This window comes from Nocardia albiluteola (genome assembly GCF_018860155.1).
Taxonomy (GTDB): Bacteria; Actinomycetota; Actinomycetes; order Mycobacteriales; family Mycobacteriaceae; genus Nocardia; species Nocardia albiluteola.
Map to the genome: position 1 here is coordinate 312,604 of NZ_JAHKNI010000011.1, position 21,139 is coordinate 333,742.

Below are 21,139 nucleotides of genomic sequence, written 5' to 3' on the forward strand. Positions count from 1 at the left end.
ATGATTCGCCAGGAATGGGATGAATCCGGATCGAGCAGCGAACAACTGCGGTCACGGTTCAACGACGTCCTGGACGCGTTCGACGATCACCACAGCGCGCTGACCACCGCCCGTCAGCAGCTGGCCGAGCTTCGCACCCACGCCGAATCATCCGATCGCGAGGTCCGGGTCACGGTGGACTCGTCCGGCGCAGTCGTCGAGATCACCCTGCAGCCCGGGGCGATGCGCACCACCGCGGCATCGCTGTCGGCGACCCTCACAGCAGTGGCACAGGCGGCGGCGCAGCACGCCAGGGTGCGGTGCAGCGACATCCTCGAGCCGCTCAGTTCGGCCACGAACGCCCTGGCCGACCGGTCCGAACTGATTCCGGGGACGCCGAGGCTCCGGGCAGCCCCGCTCGATCCCCCCACGACGCAATGACTTCCGGGTCATCGGGCAACTCACTGTCGGTCGATCCCGAGGCCCTGCGATCGGTGGGTACGCATCTGGAAGGGCTGGGGTCTCAGGCCAAGCAGATTCTCGACCGACTCACCGAAGTGATGGCGCAGCAGGGCAATTGCTGGGGCACCGACCAGGCCGGAGAGCAGTTTGCGAAAACCTTCGAGCCGAGCGCCCATCAGGACGTGGAGGGGCTGCGGACCCTTGCCTCGAATCTGAATCAACTGGGCGAGGGCACGGTGAATCTGGTCGATACCTACGAACAGCAGGATGCGGTCAGCACCACCGAAATGGCCCGTGCTGTCCCGGAGTTCGCCGCACGGATGACCACCGCGCCCGGCACGACCGCCGTACCACCCGCCGCAGTCGCCGCGCCGTCGATCGGATCTACTGCGAACAGGGCTGCTGCACAGCAGAATTCGCCCGGCTCGCTTGTCTCCGGACGGCCCGCATCGGTCCAGCAGCCGGCCGAGCCCGTGCGGTCGGCGACACCACCGCAGCAGCCCGTCTCGCCACCGCAACCATTGTCACAACAGCCATCCTCACAACAGCCGTCCTCGGCCCCACAGCAGGCGTCATCCAGTCGAGGAGGAACAGACCGGCCGCCGAACACCCCGGGGACGAGAACCCCCGCAACACCTTCCGAGGCCAATCGCGCGGCGCCGCCCGGTAGCGATGCCGCAGGCGCGTCTCCCTGGTCGAAATCCGACGGATCGAAGAATTCCGCCGGAACGCCCTGGTCGGACGGTGGGTCCGGGAGGCCCGGTGGGTCCAGCGCCAGACCGCCGCGGGTGTCACCACCCGAGGATGACGAATCCCCCCCGCGCCGGCCGCCGGGCCGCCCCGGAGCGGAGAAGAAGCGCAGGTCCAGCGCCTCCGTGCGCTCGGACGAATCGCCGAATGCCCGCATCGCCCGTGAGCTCGCCGAGCGTCACGGCATCGCGGTCCAGGGATTCACGCTGCCCGGTGTCGATGAGGAGACGGTCCGCGAATTCGCCGCGGCGGTCGACGACATGCTGGCCAAGTATCCCGCGAGCGGGCTGCGCGGCGTGGGCATCGCCGATCTCGGTGGGGCGGCGGCTCAAACGGAAGTGGACGAGGGGGCCTTCATTCTGCTGGCGCTGGCGGCCGCGCTCGATCCGGAGGGCTACGCCCGAAATATCTTCGCCGCCACAGAATCCGGCTTTCTGGTACGCGGATCCGAACAGCGGCCGGTGTACTCGACCATCGTGCGGGAATTCGGACGGGTGCTCGATGTGGCAACCGGCCTGCGTGCCCGCAGCGCCGCTCAGAAGACGCTCGTCACCCAGTATCTGCGGGTCGTCGCGCCCGAATATCAGCGATATTCGCTGGGGCGCATCACGGCCGGATACCGGGATTGGCGCGGGCAGCTATGCGGATGTTGCTTCCCGGGTGGGCAATTCGATGCCGGGAGCGCGGTGGCCGAGGCGTTCCTGGAGACCGAACTGCACGGCGAGCAGGCCGGGGAGCAGGCGGCTTGCCTGCATCGGATGCTGGTGGCGACGGCGCCCGAGGCCACCACACCCCCTGAGCCATGAGTCTGACGCTCCCGTCCTGGGTGCCACCGCGGCTGTTGGATTTTGTCGCCGGGCACTTCCCCGAGGCGGATGAGGACAAGCTCGGGCTGCTTGCCGACGGTTTGGACGCCTCCGCACTCGAGCTGGGGGAACTTGCCGCGGCGCTGGACGCGCTCGTGCCCGCGGTGGCCCTCGCCGCCGCCGGGGCGGCCGTGGCCGGAGTGATCGAGAACATCACCCAATCCGCGAAAGACGCACGCGCACAACAGCAGTACGCCACCAGCCTCTCCGGCCAGGTGCGTTCGATGCTGAAGAACGCCCTGTACACGAAGGTCGTCGTCCTCAGCACGCTCGCGACCATTGTCGCCTTGGAGACCTACTCGGCGCTGACCGGACCGGTCGGGGTGGCCGAGTCCATCGTCGAGGAGGAGGCCGCCCTGGCCGCCATCGACGAGACGGCGCAGAAACTCGTCACCGACGTCGTCGAACAGGGCATCGAGAGCGAGACCGAGCGTTCCGCGATCCGGTTGGCCATCCCCAAGATCATCGGGAAGGGCACCGTGATCGGCGTGGTCCAGGGCGGCGGCGGCAGTCTGCTCGGCGAGGCCGCCCTGGTGGCCGCGCACGACCAGAACTCGATCGATTGGGCGACCGTCGGGGGAGCGGCGGTCGCCGGCGCCGCGGGCGGCGCGGCCGGGGCGGCGGTCGGCGTTATCGGTGCGTCTCGCGCGAAAGGAGTTATCGGCAAGTTTGTCGTGGGCGGGTTGGGTGGCGCGGCGGGCGCTGTCGCCGGGTACGCCGCAGATCTGCCGCTCTCGCATGGGAAGTTCTCCCTGTCCGACATGGAATCCGCCATCGGCAGCGGCATCGTCGGCGGGCTGTTCGGCTCGGCCTCCCACGCGCTTCGCAACGAGCCTTCGCCAATGCCGAGCCTCGACAGCCTGGGCAACCCGGAGAATCCGACCGCAGACCCCGAACAGGTGGTCGTGCCGCCCGGCTCGGCGGAAACGATGCTGTCCGCGATCGCCGCGATGCCCGCCAACCCCAGCGTGGTCGTGTACTTCACCCCCGACGACCCGGGTTTCGTTCACTCCACCGCCGACGCCGTGCAGCAGATGCTGCAGAGCAACGGCTGGACCAACCCCGAACAACTCGCCGCCATACCCGAACTCATCCGCCAAGCCGGCCTCAACGCCGTACCACATACCCACACCCCCGCTCCGGCCACCGAGCCCACCGGGACCGGGCAATCCACCACCAGCAACGCACAACCGACACCCGGCACAGGGCAACCGCCGGCCGGATCCGGGCCCACAACGGGCGCTGGGCAATCCACAACCGGCAGCGGCCAGCCCACAACGGGCGCCAACCAACCCACAACCGGCAGCAGCCAGCCCACAACGGGCGCCAACCAACCCACACCCAGCAGCAGCCAACCCACAACCAGCAGCCAACCCACGAAGGCGTCCGGGCAATCCGCGACCGACCAATCCGCCACCGGATCCGGGCAACCGAGCGCGGATTCGACCGGATCCAACCCCCAGAAGCCCGGTACAACGGCCGAGCAAGCGCCGAGAGTGCGTCTGACGCTGCGTATGTCGGTAACCCAGACCGACCGCACGCTGCAGGTGTCGATCGATACCGAACACCCACAACCCGCCGCAGGCACCCCGGCTGGGCCCGGTGATGTCACCCCGTTGCTCGCCCACGCGACCGGATCGACCATCGAACCCGGCCATGTGTGGGCCGAATTTCATGAACAGGGCACGATCCTCAACCCGCCCAGGCCCTCGGACCAACCTGCGGCGGGCGCCATCGGACGACACACACCAGCACCCGCGGCCGACAATGCTCGCTCTACCGGATCTACCCGCGGTCCAGATACCACCCCGCCAGCGAATACTTACACCGGCACAGGGCGGCCAACTCCGGCCGCGGAGACCGGAGAGGGGGAGCCCACCGCCGAGAACTCCACCGTCACAACCACTCCCAACACAGCAGAGACGTCGGCAAACCCGGCGGCTGGTTCGCCCACAGCACCCGACACTCTCCCCCCTCGAACCTCCCTCGACGAAAGCCCCACTGGCACAAACAAGCCCGGTACGCCCGACGTCGACGCGCCGGAAGACTCATCTACCGCACACCCGGGCGACCTCGCCACCGCCGCCCCGGACGGTCCGCCCCCGGTTGTCGCGTCGGAACCACCGGCCGATACCGCATCCGAGGAGCCGCCAGCACCGCACGGCGCCACACTCGAGACGGCCCCTTCCGGCGCGGGCACCATCCCCGAGGAACTCACTGCCGACAGGACCGGCGCCGGGAGCGACCAATCGACCAGTGCCGCAGCAAAATCGAATACCAGCACCACACGGATGACCGCCGAAGAGGCAGAGCCGGGCGTCGGCCCGCGACAACTCGGCACCGGCGGTTCGGGTGATCAGGCCCCCCAAGCCCCGCCGCCCGTCCGGGAACCGGGCCATCCGGCCGATCCCACCACCTTCACCAGCGAGGTCGACCGCGGACTTCCCGTATCCCGCAACGGCTCCCGGCCCCGGGTCACCGCGCCCGAGGCGACCGACCACCCACCCGAACCGGTAAGCCAGCACCCGGCCGATGGCGAGCAGCCCCCGGATCGTCCCTCGGCAACAGCTGACAGCACCGGCGAGTCTCCCGAGTCCGGCGACACGCATCCCGGAGACGGTGCGGACGCCTCCGGGCAGGGCGCCCAGCCTGCCGCCGATCATGGCGGCGAGCCGGGGGATGGCGCCCACCCTGCCGATGGTGAAGGCCCCCAGGCGCATTCGACGACGGACGAGCCGAAATCGACGATGTCGCCGGAATTGAGGAAGCGGGCCGAGGATCAGGTGGCCCATCACGAGGCGTTGAACAGCGACCAGATCCCAGAGGAATTGCGGATCGGCAACGTCGGTGAGGACGTGCTGCGTCACATGATCATGCACGGCACCGAGGAGGATTCCACCGCCGCGCTGATCGAGTTGATCCGCCGGTCCGAGAACAAGACCCTGCGCTGGACCCAGGTGGCTGGCTATCTGGCGATGAAGGAGGCCCTCGATACCGGCAGCACCAACGCAATCTCGGCGCACGACTCTCGGGAGGCCGAGAGGCTCGATCGCCTCGAGCTCGAGAAGTTGGACCCCTTTGCCCGCGAGGGCAAGATCAATATGGATGCTGCCGAGGGGAAATCGCTCACATTCGCGGCCCTGATGATCAAGGCGGTGCACGAGCGCGGCGCAGCGCATTTGCTGCTGTCGCAGAAGTATCTCGCGGGCCGCGCGGCAGTCCAACTGGTCGATATCACCGAGAAGCTCGGCGTCGACATCAAGCGGATCGACCCGGACCACCCGAACACGATCACCTCGGGGAGACCGACGATCTTCGTGGGCACCCTGCAGGATCGGGCGTTCGCCTATCTCAAGGGCAACGCGGTTCCCGGACGGTTCGCCGCGATCGACGAGATCGATCACGTCCTGTTCTACGCCAATCCCACCTTCATCATTTCCAATGGCGCCGGCCGCCTCGCCGATCCCGCGATCAAGGCCGAGGTAGAGAAATGGCATACCGCGCTCGCTGAAAACCTGAGTGCCAAGGAGAAACGGGCCGACCAGTTGCTGACGGCCGCCCGGATCCGGCACACCCAGGACATGGCCGCCGCCGAGAAACTGACCGGCAGGCAGCGGCACGAACTCCGTCGCGATGCCGAACTGACCTGGCAGTACGCACGCGCCGCGGCGGCGGAAATGATCGCCGCCATCCCGCGGGACGAGAATTACCTCACCCAGGCCGATTTCGGCTTCGGGGGGCACGATGGGGCCGACACCGCCGCACTGAGGGCGAAGATTCAGCGCCTGACCGGTGAGCCGGTATCCGACGAGCAGCTCCACCGGCTCCGCAACGCCGCGCTGGCCCGCTGGGAATATCACGAGTCGGCGCAGTACGAGATCCACGACGGCCAGGTCGTCATCATCGACCAGTCCAACCACGAGACCATGACCGACCCGGAGGGCGAAACCGCCGACGGTCCAGGGGAAAAGCCCGCCGGGGGCTCCCGCTGGAACGACGGGCTGGCGCAGGCGATCGAAGCGAAACACAACCTGGACATCCGCCACGACACCGATACCAGCACAAGTATCACCGCCCGGGAGATGATGGGCCAGGAGCACTACGACGCCTGGTGTGGCGCCTCGGGCACCGCCGAGGGTCACTTCGAAAATGTCGCCAAGATCGATCGCTTCGCCCCGTCCCGGCTGATTCACGGACAGGACGACGTCCACGAGTCCGAGATCGAAAAACTGAAGGCGATCGCCTCGGACATCGACCTGCTCACCAACGAATCGGGCCGCCCGATCCTGGTGCTGTGCCACCGCAACGACCTCGTCGCCCCCCTGTCCGCGCTCACCGAGACCGAACACATCACGGTCGACGCCAAATGGTGCCTGCAGCAGGGACCACGGCTGCAGGAGGCGCTCCAGGAAATCGCCGACAATGCCGGCAAACTCGGCGAGGGCACCGGTCCCAAGGTCGTCATCATGAACCTGCAGGGTTCCCGCGGCTGGGATCAGGAAATCAACGATGCCGCAGAGAATCTCGGCGGCCTGCACGTCATGGCCACCGGGCACTCCACCCTGTCACGGGCCATCGATATCCAGCTCGAAAACCGCGCCGCGCGCGGCGGCAAACGCGGCAGCGTCCAGTACTACCTGACACCACAGGACCTGGCCTCGGCCGCCAGCAACCATCCAGAGGTCAAGGCCTCGATCATCCGCTTCGAAAGCGCCGCCGCAGCCCATCGCGCCGCCCCCACCGAGGAGACCCGCACCGCACTCACCCAGGCAGAGGACGAGCTACGCGCCCACGTCCTACCCATGCAACAAGCCGCCCTGCTACGCGCCCAACAGCAGATGGCCCTGCGCAACGCCGCGGTCGGCGCTCTAGCCGGCGCCGGACAGGCCGCCCCACCACAGATCGACGTCAGCCAACTCAGCCCTGCCCTGAAACACTGGACACCCTCCACCAACACCACTCTGCCCAGCTGGCACGCCACGATGACCACGGCCGCCGCGCCCGCCACCTCCTCCTGGCATCCCGACACACGCACCACGGTCGTCGACACCGCCACCCACCTCGCCCGCTTCCTGCACGGCGGCAACATCTCCCACACCCCCGTCGTCAACACCCCCGTCGTCAACACCGCCCCGGCGACATCGACCGGACCGACAGCGATTTCGTCTGCCGACCAATCGAACTCACCCCAAACATTTGCCCGACAAACGCATTCACCTGCAAATCCCACCCAGCCCCTCTTCGCGCCGACCAGCTCCTCACCCGATCCCACAGCCACGCAGCACATCCCGGCCACCCCCCGCAACTCCCCCACCCAAGCCTCCGCCGGACCGCCGGTGCACAACCTCCCCGACCACGGGGTCCACAACCTCCAGATAACCCTCGGCGACCCCGACGGCGAGTCTGCGACATTCGAGGTCCGCACCACCGACGACACCGATCCCGAACTCCACCTCCACATCTCCGCGACGATCGACGCCCCGCCCGGCGAACATGCCGACCCCATCGCCGACGCCCGGCACTCGGACCGCGGTACCGCACTAGCGGCGCTCGTCGACGAACTCACCGAGAAACAACGATGGGCAGCCAACGCCGCCGCACTGCTCGGTGGCGCCTTCGTCCGCACCATCGGCTCCGGGCCGATCCGCGTGACCATCGACCTGCGCCGCGACCGCACCGGCAGACGCACCCTCACCGCCCACCTCAGCACTCACGACCACAAGGACCCGATCGTCCTGGAGTTCGCCAGCGACGGCGTCACCGGCAACACCTCCGAACCGCCCGGCCCCAGCTCCACCCAGCCGACACGCCCGGAACGCAGGCCACCGGGCACCTCCGACGGTTCGGCGCGGACACGTGAGGCCCCGGAAACACCCGGCGGCCCGAGGGCGCGCGTTATCACCGGCCGACCGGCCCGCCGGGTGAGGGACGGATCCGGCAATCCCGGCTGGGGCCCCCCGGACCCCGGAGGGGCCTGGCCGACCCGCCTGGTCTCCCCGGCCCCCCAGCAAACCTCGCCGACCCGCCGACCGGTCTCCCCGTTCCGGCAACAACCCACGAGCCCGACGCCCGCCCCCGGTCGCGCGGTCCCGCACGGCCGCAGGGGAATCCGGCCGGAACCGCGGCGGTCGGCGGCCGCCGGACCGGCGAATACTGCTGCGCTGGACAATTATCCAGCCGATGCGGGCACCGAAGAGCATGCAGGCGACCAGCATCGCGGCAACGGCACTGGGCAAAACACGCCGGTATTCGGAACCGCCAGCGCACCCCTCGCTCTGAAAATCATCACCCCCGAAACCGGGTCAGCGAAGCCAGGTACCTCCGCTGCGGCATCGACTACTGCTCGGAATACCTCGAAACTGCAGCCGGGCAACGGGACCCGCTTGCCACTGCCGACCACCACACCGGACAGCGCCGACAAGCTTGCGGGCGATCAATACCCCAGCGACGGTACCGGACAGCACACGACCGCACCCGAATCCGCGATCGCACAAACGGAGCTAAATCAGGTCGAACTCGACTCGGTTCAGCAGGACTCCGTTGGGCAACAACCGGTATCCACCCACGCCCCCACCTCGGGCAATGCGGCGGACGGGGCATTCACGCCTCGGACCGCCGTCAACTCCTGCCTGATCAACGCGGCCAACCGGCTCAATGCCGACCAGGGCAGGCAGGTCATGGCCGTCCCGGAGTACGACCCCGAGGGAATCCTCGCCGGTGCACTTCCGCATCTGCTGGGCAGCAACATGACCGGTATCCCCGGCCACGATTCCCGGGCCCGCCACACCCACGTGTTGCGGACGATCGTCGACGCGGCCCGACAGGCCCGCGAGGCTGCATCGGACTCGAGCGAGGCCGCCCCGCGCGTCAGCGCTGTGGTCGTGGACGACCGCATCGCCCTGTTCGACCGCCGACGCCGCGCCGGCGATCCGGAAAACCCCGAGCGACCGATCCTCGAAGCGGGCGGACACGCGGGCGCCACCCTCGTCACCGACCCCGATGATGTCCAGGTCCCTTCCGGGCACATCCGCGTTTACCGCCGCATCGGCGCGCATGCCAGCGAGATCAACTACCTACACAAGAACCACGACGGCACACACGCATTGACCGTTGATGGGAAGCCGTTCACATTCAATCCCGGTACCGGCGACCTGACGACCCCGGACGGCCTTGTCACGACCCTCCTCGCACTCACCGACGGCGCACCCGAAGCCACCATCACCACTCAGGCGGCAGCCTGGTGTAACGGGGAACGCCGCGACATCGGCGACCCCGACCTCGAACTGCTCGACGCCGACACCCCCATCGGTATGACCGACCCCACCCCGTGGATCGCGCCGAGCCGACCCACCTACGAGACGCACACCCCCGGCAGCACGGGAAGTCCACCGGCGATCCGGACGACCAGGCTCGGCATCACATCCTCGGGCGTCACCCTGCCCGACGGCACCCCCTTCACCACGCCCGCGGCCGGGTTCCTGGTCGCCCTCGGCGTACACCCGGGCGACTACCGCACAGCACTGAATCCCCGGGACGAGGCACAACTGCCCGCAAGCTTTACCGGCCCTGCCGGGGGTCCGGCGGCGCTCGCACGGATGGTCACCGATGACGAGGGGAACCTCGTCTCGGTGACGCCGGTGCCGATGTCCGCCGGAGGCGATGGGGAAATCCCGGCGCCGCAGCCGACCGGCACCACGGAATCGACTCGGACACAGCACCTTCGGGCCGTGGCGACGTTATGCTACGACCTGAGCAGGGCGGGCATGGATCCGGGTCGGGTGGTGGACGACCAGCACGACCGCGTGGGGCGGAACCCCGCCGATGCGCCCACGATCGCCGAGGTGATCGCCGACCGAGGCGCGGGAGCCGAGGCAATGCTGTCCCGCCACGGCGACCACTACTGGGTCGATGTGCTCGCCGTCGAGGAGGATCATGCCGGCGAGCTGGCAATTCGCCTGCGGTTCAACCCCGTTCGCGGCGAGCCGGGCGAGGCGACCCTGATCCTGAGTGGAGACCAGGCCCGCCTGACCGATGCCGATTTCGGCCCCGATCCGCTGCGAACCGCCGCGGTAATCGGCGAATTCGATCGGAAGGTACTGCGGCCGTGGGTATCCCGCTCGTCCCGGGGCGCCGTATCCGGCGGGAGGCAGCGCCGCGCCCCCTCCTGGACCGATTCCTGGGCCTCCCGGCTCGAGGTCGGTACCGATGGATCGCTGCGGTACCCGGGAGAGCCGGGTTATCGCGAGGGTGACCCGTATGTTCCCGCCGGGAACCGCGAGACCCTGGTGGTGAACACCGCGAACGGCGACATACTCGCCCCGCTCGAGGGCCTCGAGCTCGCCGACGACGACCGCCGGCGCTCGGCCCTGACCGACGGCACCCTGATAGCGATCCGCTGCGACTTCGCGAGAAGCGGTGCGCTGCGGTCGATCACAGTGCTGAATGTGAACGGTGGCGCCATCGGTGATCCGCAGCGACGCGCGGAGCAGTCCGGGAAGGTCCGGCACTACCTGACCCGTCGCGGGCTGGATGTCACCGGGATCCGTTTCGAGGACGACGAGGAGCACGGCGGGCCGCCGGACGCCGCCACACCATCGGACGACGCGCGGGAGATCGCCCTCCGGAACGAGTTCACCAGGCGCGGCGACGGTTTCGACATCGAGGTCGGCTACATCGGGTCGACAGCCGGCCACGACCGGATCGAGGTGACGCTGCACTCCACAGCCGACGACACCACCCGCCCCGGCCTCGCCAGCATCCTGCTGGACACGTCGGACGGCGTCACGACCTTCCGGGTGACCATCATCGATCCGGGCTCGGACCCCGCCGCGACCGCCGATGCACTGGGCGAGCTGCATCGCCGGCTGATCGAGACGCGGCATCGTGGCAGGCTGCTGACGAACGAACGTCAGCTCGCGCAGGAGCGGGTGGACCATCTCCGCGAGACCGTACGGCGCGCAGCACATTCCGCCGGCCTCGGACTCGGCGTGCCGACCCCCGACGACGTGGCGCGCGCGTACTCGGCGGACAGCACCGAACGCACCGCACTACTCGAGGCGCTGGACGCACTCGGTCGTGCCACCACAGCGCTCGACACGCTCGATGCGCTGGCCGGGAAGTTGGCGGCCGCCACTCGTGCCCGGGCGCGCGACGGATCACCGACCGAAGAAGGCCACGCCGATGCGGACTGGCGGCACGGCGATGCGAGCGCAAACGCCGCCGCCACGCTCATCGCTCGACTGAGGGTCGCGTCCACCGATCCGGTCTTGCTCCCCGATCCCGCCGCCGCGGTGTCGCACCCCTTCGATCCCGCACTCGCGGCGGTGCACATGCTGCGGGATCTCTACGCCACCGATGTGTTATCCGGCGAGGATGTGCGCGCGGAGCTGACATCCACCATCGCCGAATTCGGCCGGCCCCTGCCCGATCACGACCATCTCGTGGCCCTGCTGATGGCGAAGGGACCGGGCGCCGCGCTCCTGCTCTGGAATGAGGGCGGTGATCCCGGCCTGCTTGTCAACGAGCGCGGCCGCATCCTGTCCGTGGGCCCCGAATCCGATTCGGCGCAGCGAGCGCGGCCCCGGCGATACCCGCGGGCGATGCGCGGGGTGTTCCTCGACACCACGGGCAATCCCTACGTCCCGGCGGGATTGGACCACATCATCCAGTCCCACAACGTATTACACCCGTTCAGGCGATCCGGCGAACTGGGCCGGTTCGCCCCGGCCGACGCCCCAGCCACGGCCCAGCTCGTCATCCGCTCCGTCGGGCCTGACGGCGAATCCCGGTACCTGCTGGTCGAATCCGGGAACGGCGAGCAGGAAACCGGGTGGCGGCCGACCGGCGGAATCCGGCGCACCCACGAGACACCCGCCCAGGCCCTGGCCCGTATCGCCGGCCGAGAGCTGTCGCTCTCGGAGGAGGACCTCGCCGGTCTCACGCTGGCAGGCTCATACGTCACCGAGGGACCGGACGGCGCGCCGGTCACCTTGATGATGGCTGATGCGCCAACGGAATTCGCTCCCAGCCCCGGAACAGCCTGGCTCAGCGGTGACGAGCTGACCGCGACGCCCGGGCATATCGAGGAGCCTGTGCGCGGCCAGGTGGCGCCCTCGCTGCTCGACCACCTTCCGGTCTTGCTCGCCCTATCCACCCCGCTGGAAACCCTGCGTGCCTATGCGGCGCTGCCCGCGGTACTCGAAGGCCTCGGCCTCCGGTACGACGAGGTCCTGGTGGAGGTGCAGCGTCGCGCCGGCACACATGCTGAGCTGCAGGGCATTCCACTGGCGGCGCTCGTCGCGGCATACACCTACCTCATCCTTTCCCGCGACGAGCTCTGGCGGAACAGTACGGCGAGCGGCACGCTCGTCGCCGCGGCATCGGGTGCGGCGGTCCCGCAACTCGGTACGGCCCCGTCGAAGGCAATGCTGGCCAGGATCGCCTCCGTGACCGCGCCGCCGATCGGCTGGCGAACCGAGTTGTTCGCCGCTCGCTCGCTTCTCGCCGCGCAGTTCGACCACCTGGGGGCGCTACTCCCGCCGCACGGAACGACCTCGCTCGATGCGCTACGCGCCCTGGACGAGAACCCGGCCCTGGTTCGACATGCCGTACAGCACCTCCTGATCGGGTCCGTCCGCGGCTCGATCGGGCGAACGGCACAGGCGCTGCATGCCGACGTCCTGCGGTACGAGCGATCGGTCGCCGAGACGGGCCCCGTCGCCCTCGGTTCGGCCCTGCCGTCGGCGACCACAGAACACGACCAGCAAGCGGCGGCGAACATCGCCGAGCACCGTGCACACCTGTGGACGATGCTGGCCCGGACCGGCCTGGATATCGATCCGGCCACGCCGATCGACCGCTGGGCGGCGATCTGGTTGATGCTGGCCGATCACCTGCAGAATTCCTTCACCCGCAACAACTTCGGTTACGGCGCCGATCCCAGGGCCGCGACCCTGGCAGGTCGCGGCGCACTCGCGCAACGCTTCACCGGGCGGCCGGCACTGCTGGCGGCCCTGGAACGCCTGAGCCCCCACGACGCCCTGCTGGTCCTGATCCCCGGCGACTCGCCTCGCGTCGTGATTCGCCGCGACCGCGGCACCGGGCAAGGCGACCACTCACGATCCCTCTTCCTGGAGTTCGCGCCCGGCAGCGACCGGCCCCGGCCGCTGCGTGGCGACTATCCCCCTGGCACCCGCCTGCTGCGCTTGGATTTCCAGGGTCGTGCCGCGGCTCTACATGGCATCGAGCCGCCGTTCGACTCGCTCGGCTGGGTGCCGGACCTGGTCGAGATCCAGCAGGCCGCCGACGCGCATCTGCAGGCACTGCGCTCGAATACGCGTGCATTGCCCGAGCACATCGCGGCGGCCGATGCCTTGAAATCGCGGATCGACGACAGCGCAACGGATCTCATGGAGCTCTGGCTCCGCCATCGGTATGCCGCCGGCCTGGCATCCGAACTCGACGCGGACCGTGATTCGTCGCGCAGGGACGCCGATGTACACGGGATGATCGAGGGCAACCTGCACCAGATTCGGCAACAGATTGCCACGACACGGAACCTGTTGCAGGCTGACGTGGCGCGTCTCAGGGGGCGCCCGATCGATCCCTCCGAACCGTCGCACATCGATCCATGGGCTGCAATCGCCCGAATGCTCGTGAATATCAAGCGATCCCGCTTCCCGGACGACCCAGAGGACGACATTCTGCCCTCCTCCGAGGACGAATTCCTCGCCGGGAGAAGACGGTTCGTACACCTCTATGACGGGCCCGACCAACTAAGTTCCGACCTGGCACAACTGCCCAATCGGTCGACGGTCGTGGTCATCGGGAACGGCGTGCCGACCCACGTCCTGGTCGCTGTCGACGGCGCGTTCGGCCGCAGGATCGTCGAACTCGGCAGGGAGAACAGCGATCTCGACGCCGACCTAAACTACCCTGCTGGCACCCGCCTGATGTTCCTCGACGACCACCTGAACCCGGTGTTGCCCGCGACAGCCCCGCACGAGCGGCCCCGGACCACCGTCCGTCCCGGCAGCGAACCGACGGATTACCCCAGTCCGACGTACCACCAGGCCGCGACCAACCTGAGTTTCGAGCTGATTCGTCTCGGGGCGAACCTGGGGCATGCCGAATTCGTACTCGAACTCGCCGGTGACAACGATCTTGGCGCCCGTCTGATCGACCTTCCGGTCGGGTCGACGGCGATGATCATGGCGGACGGCCACCCATCCCACCTGCTCCAACACGTCATCGACGAATCCGGCCATGCGGTGCGCAGGCTCACGTCGAACGGTGAGCTGGTCCCGGCCGACGACACCGATTACCCCGCCGGAACCCGGGTGCTGTTCCTAGACGACGAGAAGAACCCGGTCGTCCCGGGCGTCAACGTCTGCATGCAGACCGCGACCCGCTGGGTCAACGCCGCCGCGGGTCGGCAGGTCACAAAGCCACCGGCCTACAATCCCGCCGACCTCGGCGGAACCCTGGCCGCCGACCTCTCATCCATCCTCAACGACGGTCAAGGCGATAAACAGGTGGAGGGCATCGCATCCACCGACGACCTGTCGGCCCATGCGAACCTCATCGGCAAGGCGTTGGCCGCCGGCCCGGGCAGCACCGTGCTGGTCATCGATCAGCGCACACACAATAAGCGAGTGCCGGGCGACCCCGGCATCGTCATCGGCGCACACGCCTACGCCCTCACCTATGTCCGCGACAACAACGACGGCACACACACTTTCGCCATCGACGGCCAGACCGTCCTATACCGCGCCCCCACCGGCGACGCACCGCACACCGACATTCTGGAAACCCTCGACGGCCGCCGCCGAACGCTGGCCGTCCTCACCGGCGGCACTCCCGAAACCACCGCTGCCACCTGGGCCATCGCCTGGCACAACGGAGAACACCTGCCCGGCTTCGGCGACCATACCGACACCCACGGTACCCCCCTGCCCTTACCAGCCCCGGACCTACGCATCGGCGCGGGCACACCGGAGAACCACCAGCCACTCGACCCATCGGCACAAAGCTTCACGGTCTTCCAGCGGTCGGTATGGGACGCCCGCGCGGACATACAGTCCGAAGCCGATGTCTACCGAATGATTCGCGCCGCGCCCGATGCCAATGCGGCTACCGATCCGCAGTCCTATACGGACGAAATCCTGCAGCAGGTTCGGCAGCTCCCGCCGGAACGTCCGCCGGCGAAGGTGCGTGCGGAGGCGCTCGGTCAACACGACATCAGCCCCGCGTCCGTCGATTCGATCAGCAGGCTGGCCGATATCGTCCAGAACTTCCAGTTCTACCGCGGCAGCCGCACCGCACCGGCGCGGTTTCGCGTCATCGTGAATGTCCAGCCCGATGATGCACCGGCGCTGATGGCCGCTCTGCTGCACGAGGTGCTCTACGAGCCGGAACGGTTCCCCGGCGTGCCAACCGCGAAGGTCGCCGGGGCATTCGAAAACGTCGCCGATCGCATCGTGATCTACGTCGAGGATCTCGCGGACGGTGAGCGCGTCGGCGCCTGGTTGCAGGACTATTGCACCGGTCGCTCGGTGACGTTCGCCAAGTCTCTACCGGCCGGTTCGTACCCCTTGGCGGTACCGGGCGTGAGCATCGGGGCCGAGGACCCCGGTGGCCGGAACAGCTTCAGCGGGATCCGCTCGGCGGCGGTGTTTCTCGCGCTGCGATGCACGCTCGACGCGGCCGGCGACTTCGACATGTTCCGTGCCGAAACTCACCGCGCGCTGCGCGAACTCGGTGTGGACCCCGACCACCCCTGGCTGCTGGCGAACGACCCGGACCCGACTCGCATCCCCGCCATCCGCGCGACCGACAGCGGCATGTCGGTTGCCGAATTGCTGGCCCGGGTGGACATCGAGCAGTTCAGGGCGGTCCAGGGCACGATCGCGGCGGAATACCAGGACGCCCAGCGGGCGAAAGAGGCAGCGTCCAAGACGAAAGACACTCGCTCGCAACGGGATCGGGAGCGTCTTGACCGGCTGGCCAGCCGGGACAAGTACCTCGGGCAGCTGGCTGCCATCGTGACCGCCGGTAATCCGGTAGAGCTCACTCAGCAGGCAGAGCTCGAGTTCCTGGTCGGCCATTACCAGGCGGTGGCGGCAGTGCTCGGCGCCCAGAACGGCGCCGGACCGGCTCTCGAAGCGTTCACAGCCCGCGCCGAGCAGCTCAGGGAGCGTTATGAGCAACTTTGGGCTCAGCCATCCGAGACCGGCCCGGCGGCCACCCAACCTGCCTACTCGAAAGCCGCCGAGGTTGCCGCCACGCTCGCCGACCTCACCGCGGGCGCACCAGTCTCGCTCGAGCAGATGGCTGGCGCGGCGGCACCGAGCACGGAACAGGTTCGCAGGGTTGTGGCCCGAGTGTCCCTCCGTGCCGATCCACGCAACCTCAACCACCCGGATCTCATACAAGCGCGGACGGCACGGTCCATCAGGGAGCTGCTGACCGAGCTGCTGCAGGCGCTGGAGAACCCCGCCACACCGGTCGTCGCTCAGCACCGGTTCGAGTTGCTCGTCGAACTCCTGCACAGCGCGGACCAGTGGCTCGAACCGTACGGCCCCGCAACCACTTACGACACCAGGGGCCGGGTCGATGTCGTGGCGACGGTCGCCGATTATCTCGCGGCCGAGGCCGTACTGCGAACCTTCGACGACGAGCCGGAACCGGCCCCACACCGTGCGGAGCAGCTGGACCACCGCGGCACACCGGCGATCGCGGGCCTCAGCAATATCGGCCGACGGCAGCTGCACGGCCATCCCAACGAGGATGCGTTCGCTATCGCCACCGCCGAAATCGACGGTGAGACAGTCCAATTCATTGCCATTTCGGACGGAATGTCGAGCAGCGACCGGGGCGATCACGCCGCGCGGGTAGCCACCGAACGGGCGATCGCCACCATGCTGGAGGCGGCGCAGGCGCATCGGCCCGAGAACCCCTTCGATGCGACGATGTCGATCGAACAGGCCACGGCGGACGCGCACGACGCGGTGGCCGATCTTGCCAAGACCCCGAGATACGCCCGATCGGAAGATCCACCGACCGGCACCTTCGCCTCGGCCATCATGAGGCCGAGCAAGGAGGCGAACGGTCATACCACGGTCACCATCGTTTCGGTCGGTGATACAAGGTTCTATTGGTTCCCACTGGACGGCGGCGAGCCGATATGCCTGACCACCGACGACACTCCGGCAGGAGAGGCTGTGGCCGCGGGGATGTCGGAGGTCGACGCCCTGAACCCCGCGAAGCTGCGCGAAGCAGGTTTACAGCATACGAACCCCCATGGTCTGCATTATTGGCTAGGGGAAGAGGAGGGCAACAGGAAGCCCATCCGCGCCGAGACCTTCGATCTGGCGGGTGCGGGGGTGCTGCTCGGGTGCACCGACGGCCTCTGGAACGCGCCGTTCAACGCCAAAGCCAAGGCCACGCGCAATGTCCAGGCCATGGATGCGGAGACGGCCGAAGACCTTGCACTCACCGGGATTTCGGCCGAAGACCTCGCCCGGATCTTCCTGCGGGAGTGGGCCCGGGATCCGGGCAACCTCCTCAACGCCATAACCGGGCTCACCGGCTACGCCTGGCAGAAGGACGGGACCGACAACATCACCGTCGTGGGCGCGATCCCCGTCCGAAGGCAACCCCCGACGCCCGGTGACGGTAGTTCCGCCGGGGATCCGGCACAGCCGGGCGGGTCCGGCTCCGCCACACCGTGGGCGCCCTCTCCCCCTACCGGCTCGCCGTGGTCAGCCACACCCGGCGCGCCACCCGCGTCGGTCCAGGGTGACAACTCCTCACCCTGGTCGCCCGAATCTGCTCCGCGCGGCGGACGTTCGGGCACGAGCCGGGGCGCTCCCGGTATACACCACCGGGTGCTCGGCGAGGATGCGGTGCCGTTCGATACCGCCGACCCGAATCGCAGCGCTACTCCTGCGAACTACGGGAAAAATCCGAGCATCGTCTACGCTGTCAGCCCGAATTTCCCCGCGGCCTGGGCCCTCGGATCCCCGGCCCGGGCGCGCGGCACGGCCCCGGGCGGCAGCGCGCCGGAAACACCGCGTCCGGCAGCACTCCGCACGCTCGGACAGACGACCGGCGGCTCCGGCACACCGTCCGATGGCAGCGCCCGGCCAACATCCGAGAGCGTCTCGTCCGCCCCCGCTCCCGAACTCCCCGCGCGCACGCCCCCGGCGTCGAGTGGCGGCTCCGGCCCGGGCAATCCGTGGCGGCCTGGCACGCCGCAGCCGGGCGAGGATCCCGAAGAGCTTGCCCGGCAACGGGACAACCTCGCCGCATCCGCGGGCATCGACCCGACCGAGATCTCCGAGAGCACCGAGGATGTGGAATCTGCCCGGGCCGCATGGCATGCGGCGATCGAGGCGGCGCACCGACAGGTTACCGATGAACTGGCCGGCTGGGCCGCGGCACTCGGCGTCGCATCGGGAGAACTGGCGCACACCGAGATTCGCGATACTCCCTACCGGCAACTGCTGACCTTCCTCCGCGACGACCTGCTGCGCCGCGAGGCGGCACTGAGGCAACTTCCCGGACTGGTCGATGCCTGCCGATTCGCCCCGCGGCGCACACGGGCGGCGCGAATGGAACTTCTCGGCGAATTCCGCCAGTACGAACGGCGGCAGGCCATCCAGCAGAACTGGCGCGCGCTGGCGGACATCCTGGGGTGCACCGTCGTCGACCTTGCCGACGCGGCGATTCTCCAGACCGGCCTGCCAGGACTGGAGCGATTCGAGCAACTGCGACAGGCGATCCTGAGCAGCTTCAACGCTCTGTATCCCGTGGACGACGGGACAGCACAGCTTCTCGCCGGCAGGCTGGATCTCCCAGAGGAGCGGTTCGACACGGAAAACGACCTGCTGGCACGGGAATTGGACGAGCTGCGACACCGGATCGGGAGGCCGCTACTCGAGGCCGCCACATCGCCGCTGCTGTTTCCCGTCGAGCCCGGCCCGTGGGCAACCCCGTCCAACGGTGCCAGCCGGGTGCTGGCCGACCTACAGGGCCGAATCGAATCCAGCCGCACCGATATCCGGCAATGGAGTTCAGAAATATTCGGCGAGACACCGCCGTCGAATCTGAGCGGAGCCCAACTCGCCGACTGGGCAACGAATCTGATCCTCACGCGCGGTCTCGACAGCGTCGAGACCGCGCGTGCGAACCGGATCGTCCTCGAGGCCGGACGCCTAGCACAGCTCACCGGGCTGCTCCCGCGTCTTCGCGCGGCCGCCGGAATGCTGGCCGCCCTGCGGTGGTTCGGGGAGAAGGGCATGCGGACGCTGGCCAACGGCGTCGCGTTCGACCCCGAAACCGGCGGCATCGTTGTCGCCGCACCGCAATGGCAGCAGCACCCGATTCTGACCGCCGCCGCGAGCCGGATAGTCGCCCAGGCTCACACCGCGGGCACGGGCATCACCTTCCGGACGGTCGATACCGGCGCCGACGGCAACAGCACCATCACCGGCAGTGAATCCGCCCCTACCCTGCAAGATCGGCTACCCGCGGTCGAGGGCGCGGCCGAGATCGGCCGGATCGCGGAGTGGATGAACGGACGCGGCGACGGCCGGACGTTCCATCAGCGGATCGACGCCGCGATGCGTTCGGGCGTCGTCGCCTGGTCGGACGCGCAGGAGTATTCCGAGGAGGACGGAACGGCGATCTACCGGGTGCGGTGGATCGAGTTCGGGAATGGCGACACACTGCCCCTGAAAACGTACGCGCGCGGGGAATATGCGAAAGCGGCCAGGGCCGTGGCAGCTCTCGCGTCCGCGATGGGCGCCGGTGTCCTGATGGAGCTCCGGCCGCCGACGCAACTGCCGCAGGAGCTGGGAGAGCTGTGGTCCTACTTCGTCGAACCTACTGCGCTGCTGCCGCTTGCCGGCCCGCTGGCACCGTCGCGCGAGGCCCTGCCACATCTGGTCATGAACGCGGTGACCCGGCCGCACGGCAGCGACCTGCGCATGAGCTACGACGGTCAGCTCATCGGCACCAACTACCCGCTGGCCCTGCGCCCCGGCTACGCCGCGGGTGAGGGGCATGAGCTTTTTCTGAGGCCGCTGTCGCACCTGAGCGACCACGGCAACGTCGAGTTCGAATATCTCTCCCACGGAGTAGCCAAGGAGGCCATCGAGGAGCTGTACGAAGCCGCCGAGCAGGCGAGAACCAGATTCCGCGGGCTGGGCCTCGAGGATCGGTTCGACGAGATCAGGTATCACCTCCGGAGAATCCTCTGGCAGGGACAGGAGCGGGAAACAAGCGAATCCGGCGGCGCCGCAATGCCCGCGCTCGGTCCGCCCGCCCCGGGCTCACCGTCGTCGCCGTCGGACCGCGAGGCGGACAACGACGGCCTGGAAACCTCGAAAGATCCTACCGCGCAACCTGATACGAGCCAGGATTGGCGTGCCGTCCTGGCGCGGACGTGGTCCGAGGTGCAGTTGTACGCGGTGGTTGCGGGCATCGATCCGGACGAGCTGGCCGACGACGTCATCGACGGCACACAGTGGCAGCAGGAGATCACGCGGGCGCGCCGCACGATCGCATATCACCGGGGGCTATGGATCGCAGCCTCGAAAGCCGCGACGATACGGCCGGAGTCCCCGCCATTACTTCGCGGGCTGCCCGACGATCTGGACCGCCGCGAGTTCGCGCTGACCCAATTGCCCGAACTGCTGAAACGGCTCCGGGACGCGCTCGCGGCGACCACTCCCGCTGCACCGAAGATCTGGTTGCCCATGTCCAGCGGCCTGGTACACCACCTCACCCTGACGCGGCAGCGGCACTATGTGCAGCGCCTCTGGGCGCAGCTGGCAGACGAAATGGGCTGCAATATCATCGAGTTGGCCACCGCGAAGTTTCCGCCGATACCGGCGGCCACCGCACATGCCAAGCGCCGCGACAAGATTCTGTCCCTGTCCAACCTCACCGAAAACCTGGTGGAGTTTCCGGACGATGTCATCGAGGAGATGGCCGAATCATCCGCGGCCACGGCGCAACCGGACACCTCGCTCCTTCCGCACGAGCCCGCGACGGCAGGTAGGCTGCCCGGCACGGTG

The 21,139-nt window shown here is 68.4% G+C and carries 3 protein-coding genes (1 of these 3 cut by a window edge); all 3 read left to right on the plus strand.

What is annotated here, in order from left to right:
• Entirely contained in the window at positions 1-420 is a 420-nt protein-coding gene (locus tag KO481_RS29905; protein ID WP_215921717.1) for a YbaB/EbfC family nucleoid-associated protein, read from the plus strand.
• A complete protein-coding gene (locus KO481_RS29910; protein WP_215921719.1) occupies positions 417-1,997 on the plus strand; it encodes a WXG100 family type VII secretion target in 1,581 nt (526 codons plus the stop codon). Before KO481_RS29905 ends, KO481_RS29910 begins: the two co-directional genes overlap by 4 nt.
• The coding region annotated (locus KO481_RS29915) for a T3SS effector HopA1 family protein (protein ID WP_215921721.1) crosses the window boundary (this coding region is incomplete at its 3' end): on the plus strand, positions 1,994-21,139 show 19,146 of its 31,673 nt. Its footprint extends 12,527 nt past the window's final position. The genes KO481_RS29910 and KO481_RS29915, both read left to right, overlap by 4 nt.

Bases quoted from the DNA above. Each gene is read 5' to 3' on its own strand.
- KO481_RS29905 (WP_215921717.1), top strand. From the start codon at position 1: ATGATTCGCCAGGAATGGGATGAATCCGGATCGAGCAGCGAACAACTG.
- KO481_RS29910 (WP_215921719.1), top strand. From the start codon at position 417: ATGACTTCCGGGTCATCGGGCAACTCACTGTCGGTCGATCCCGAGGCC.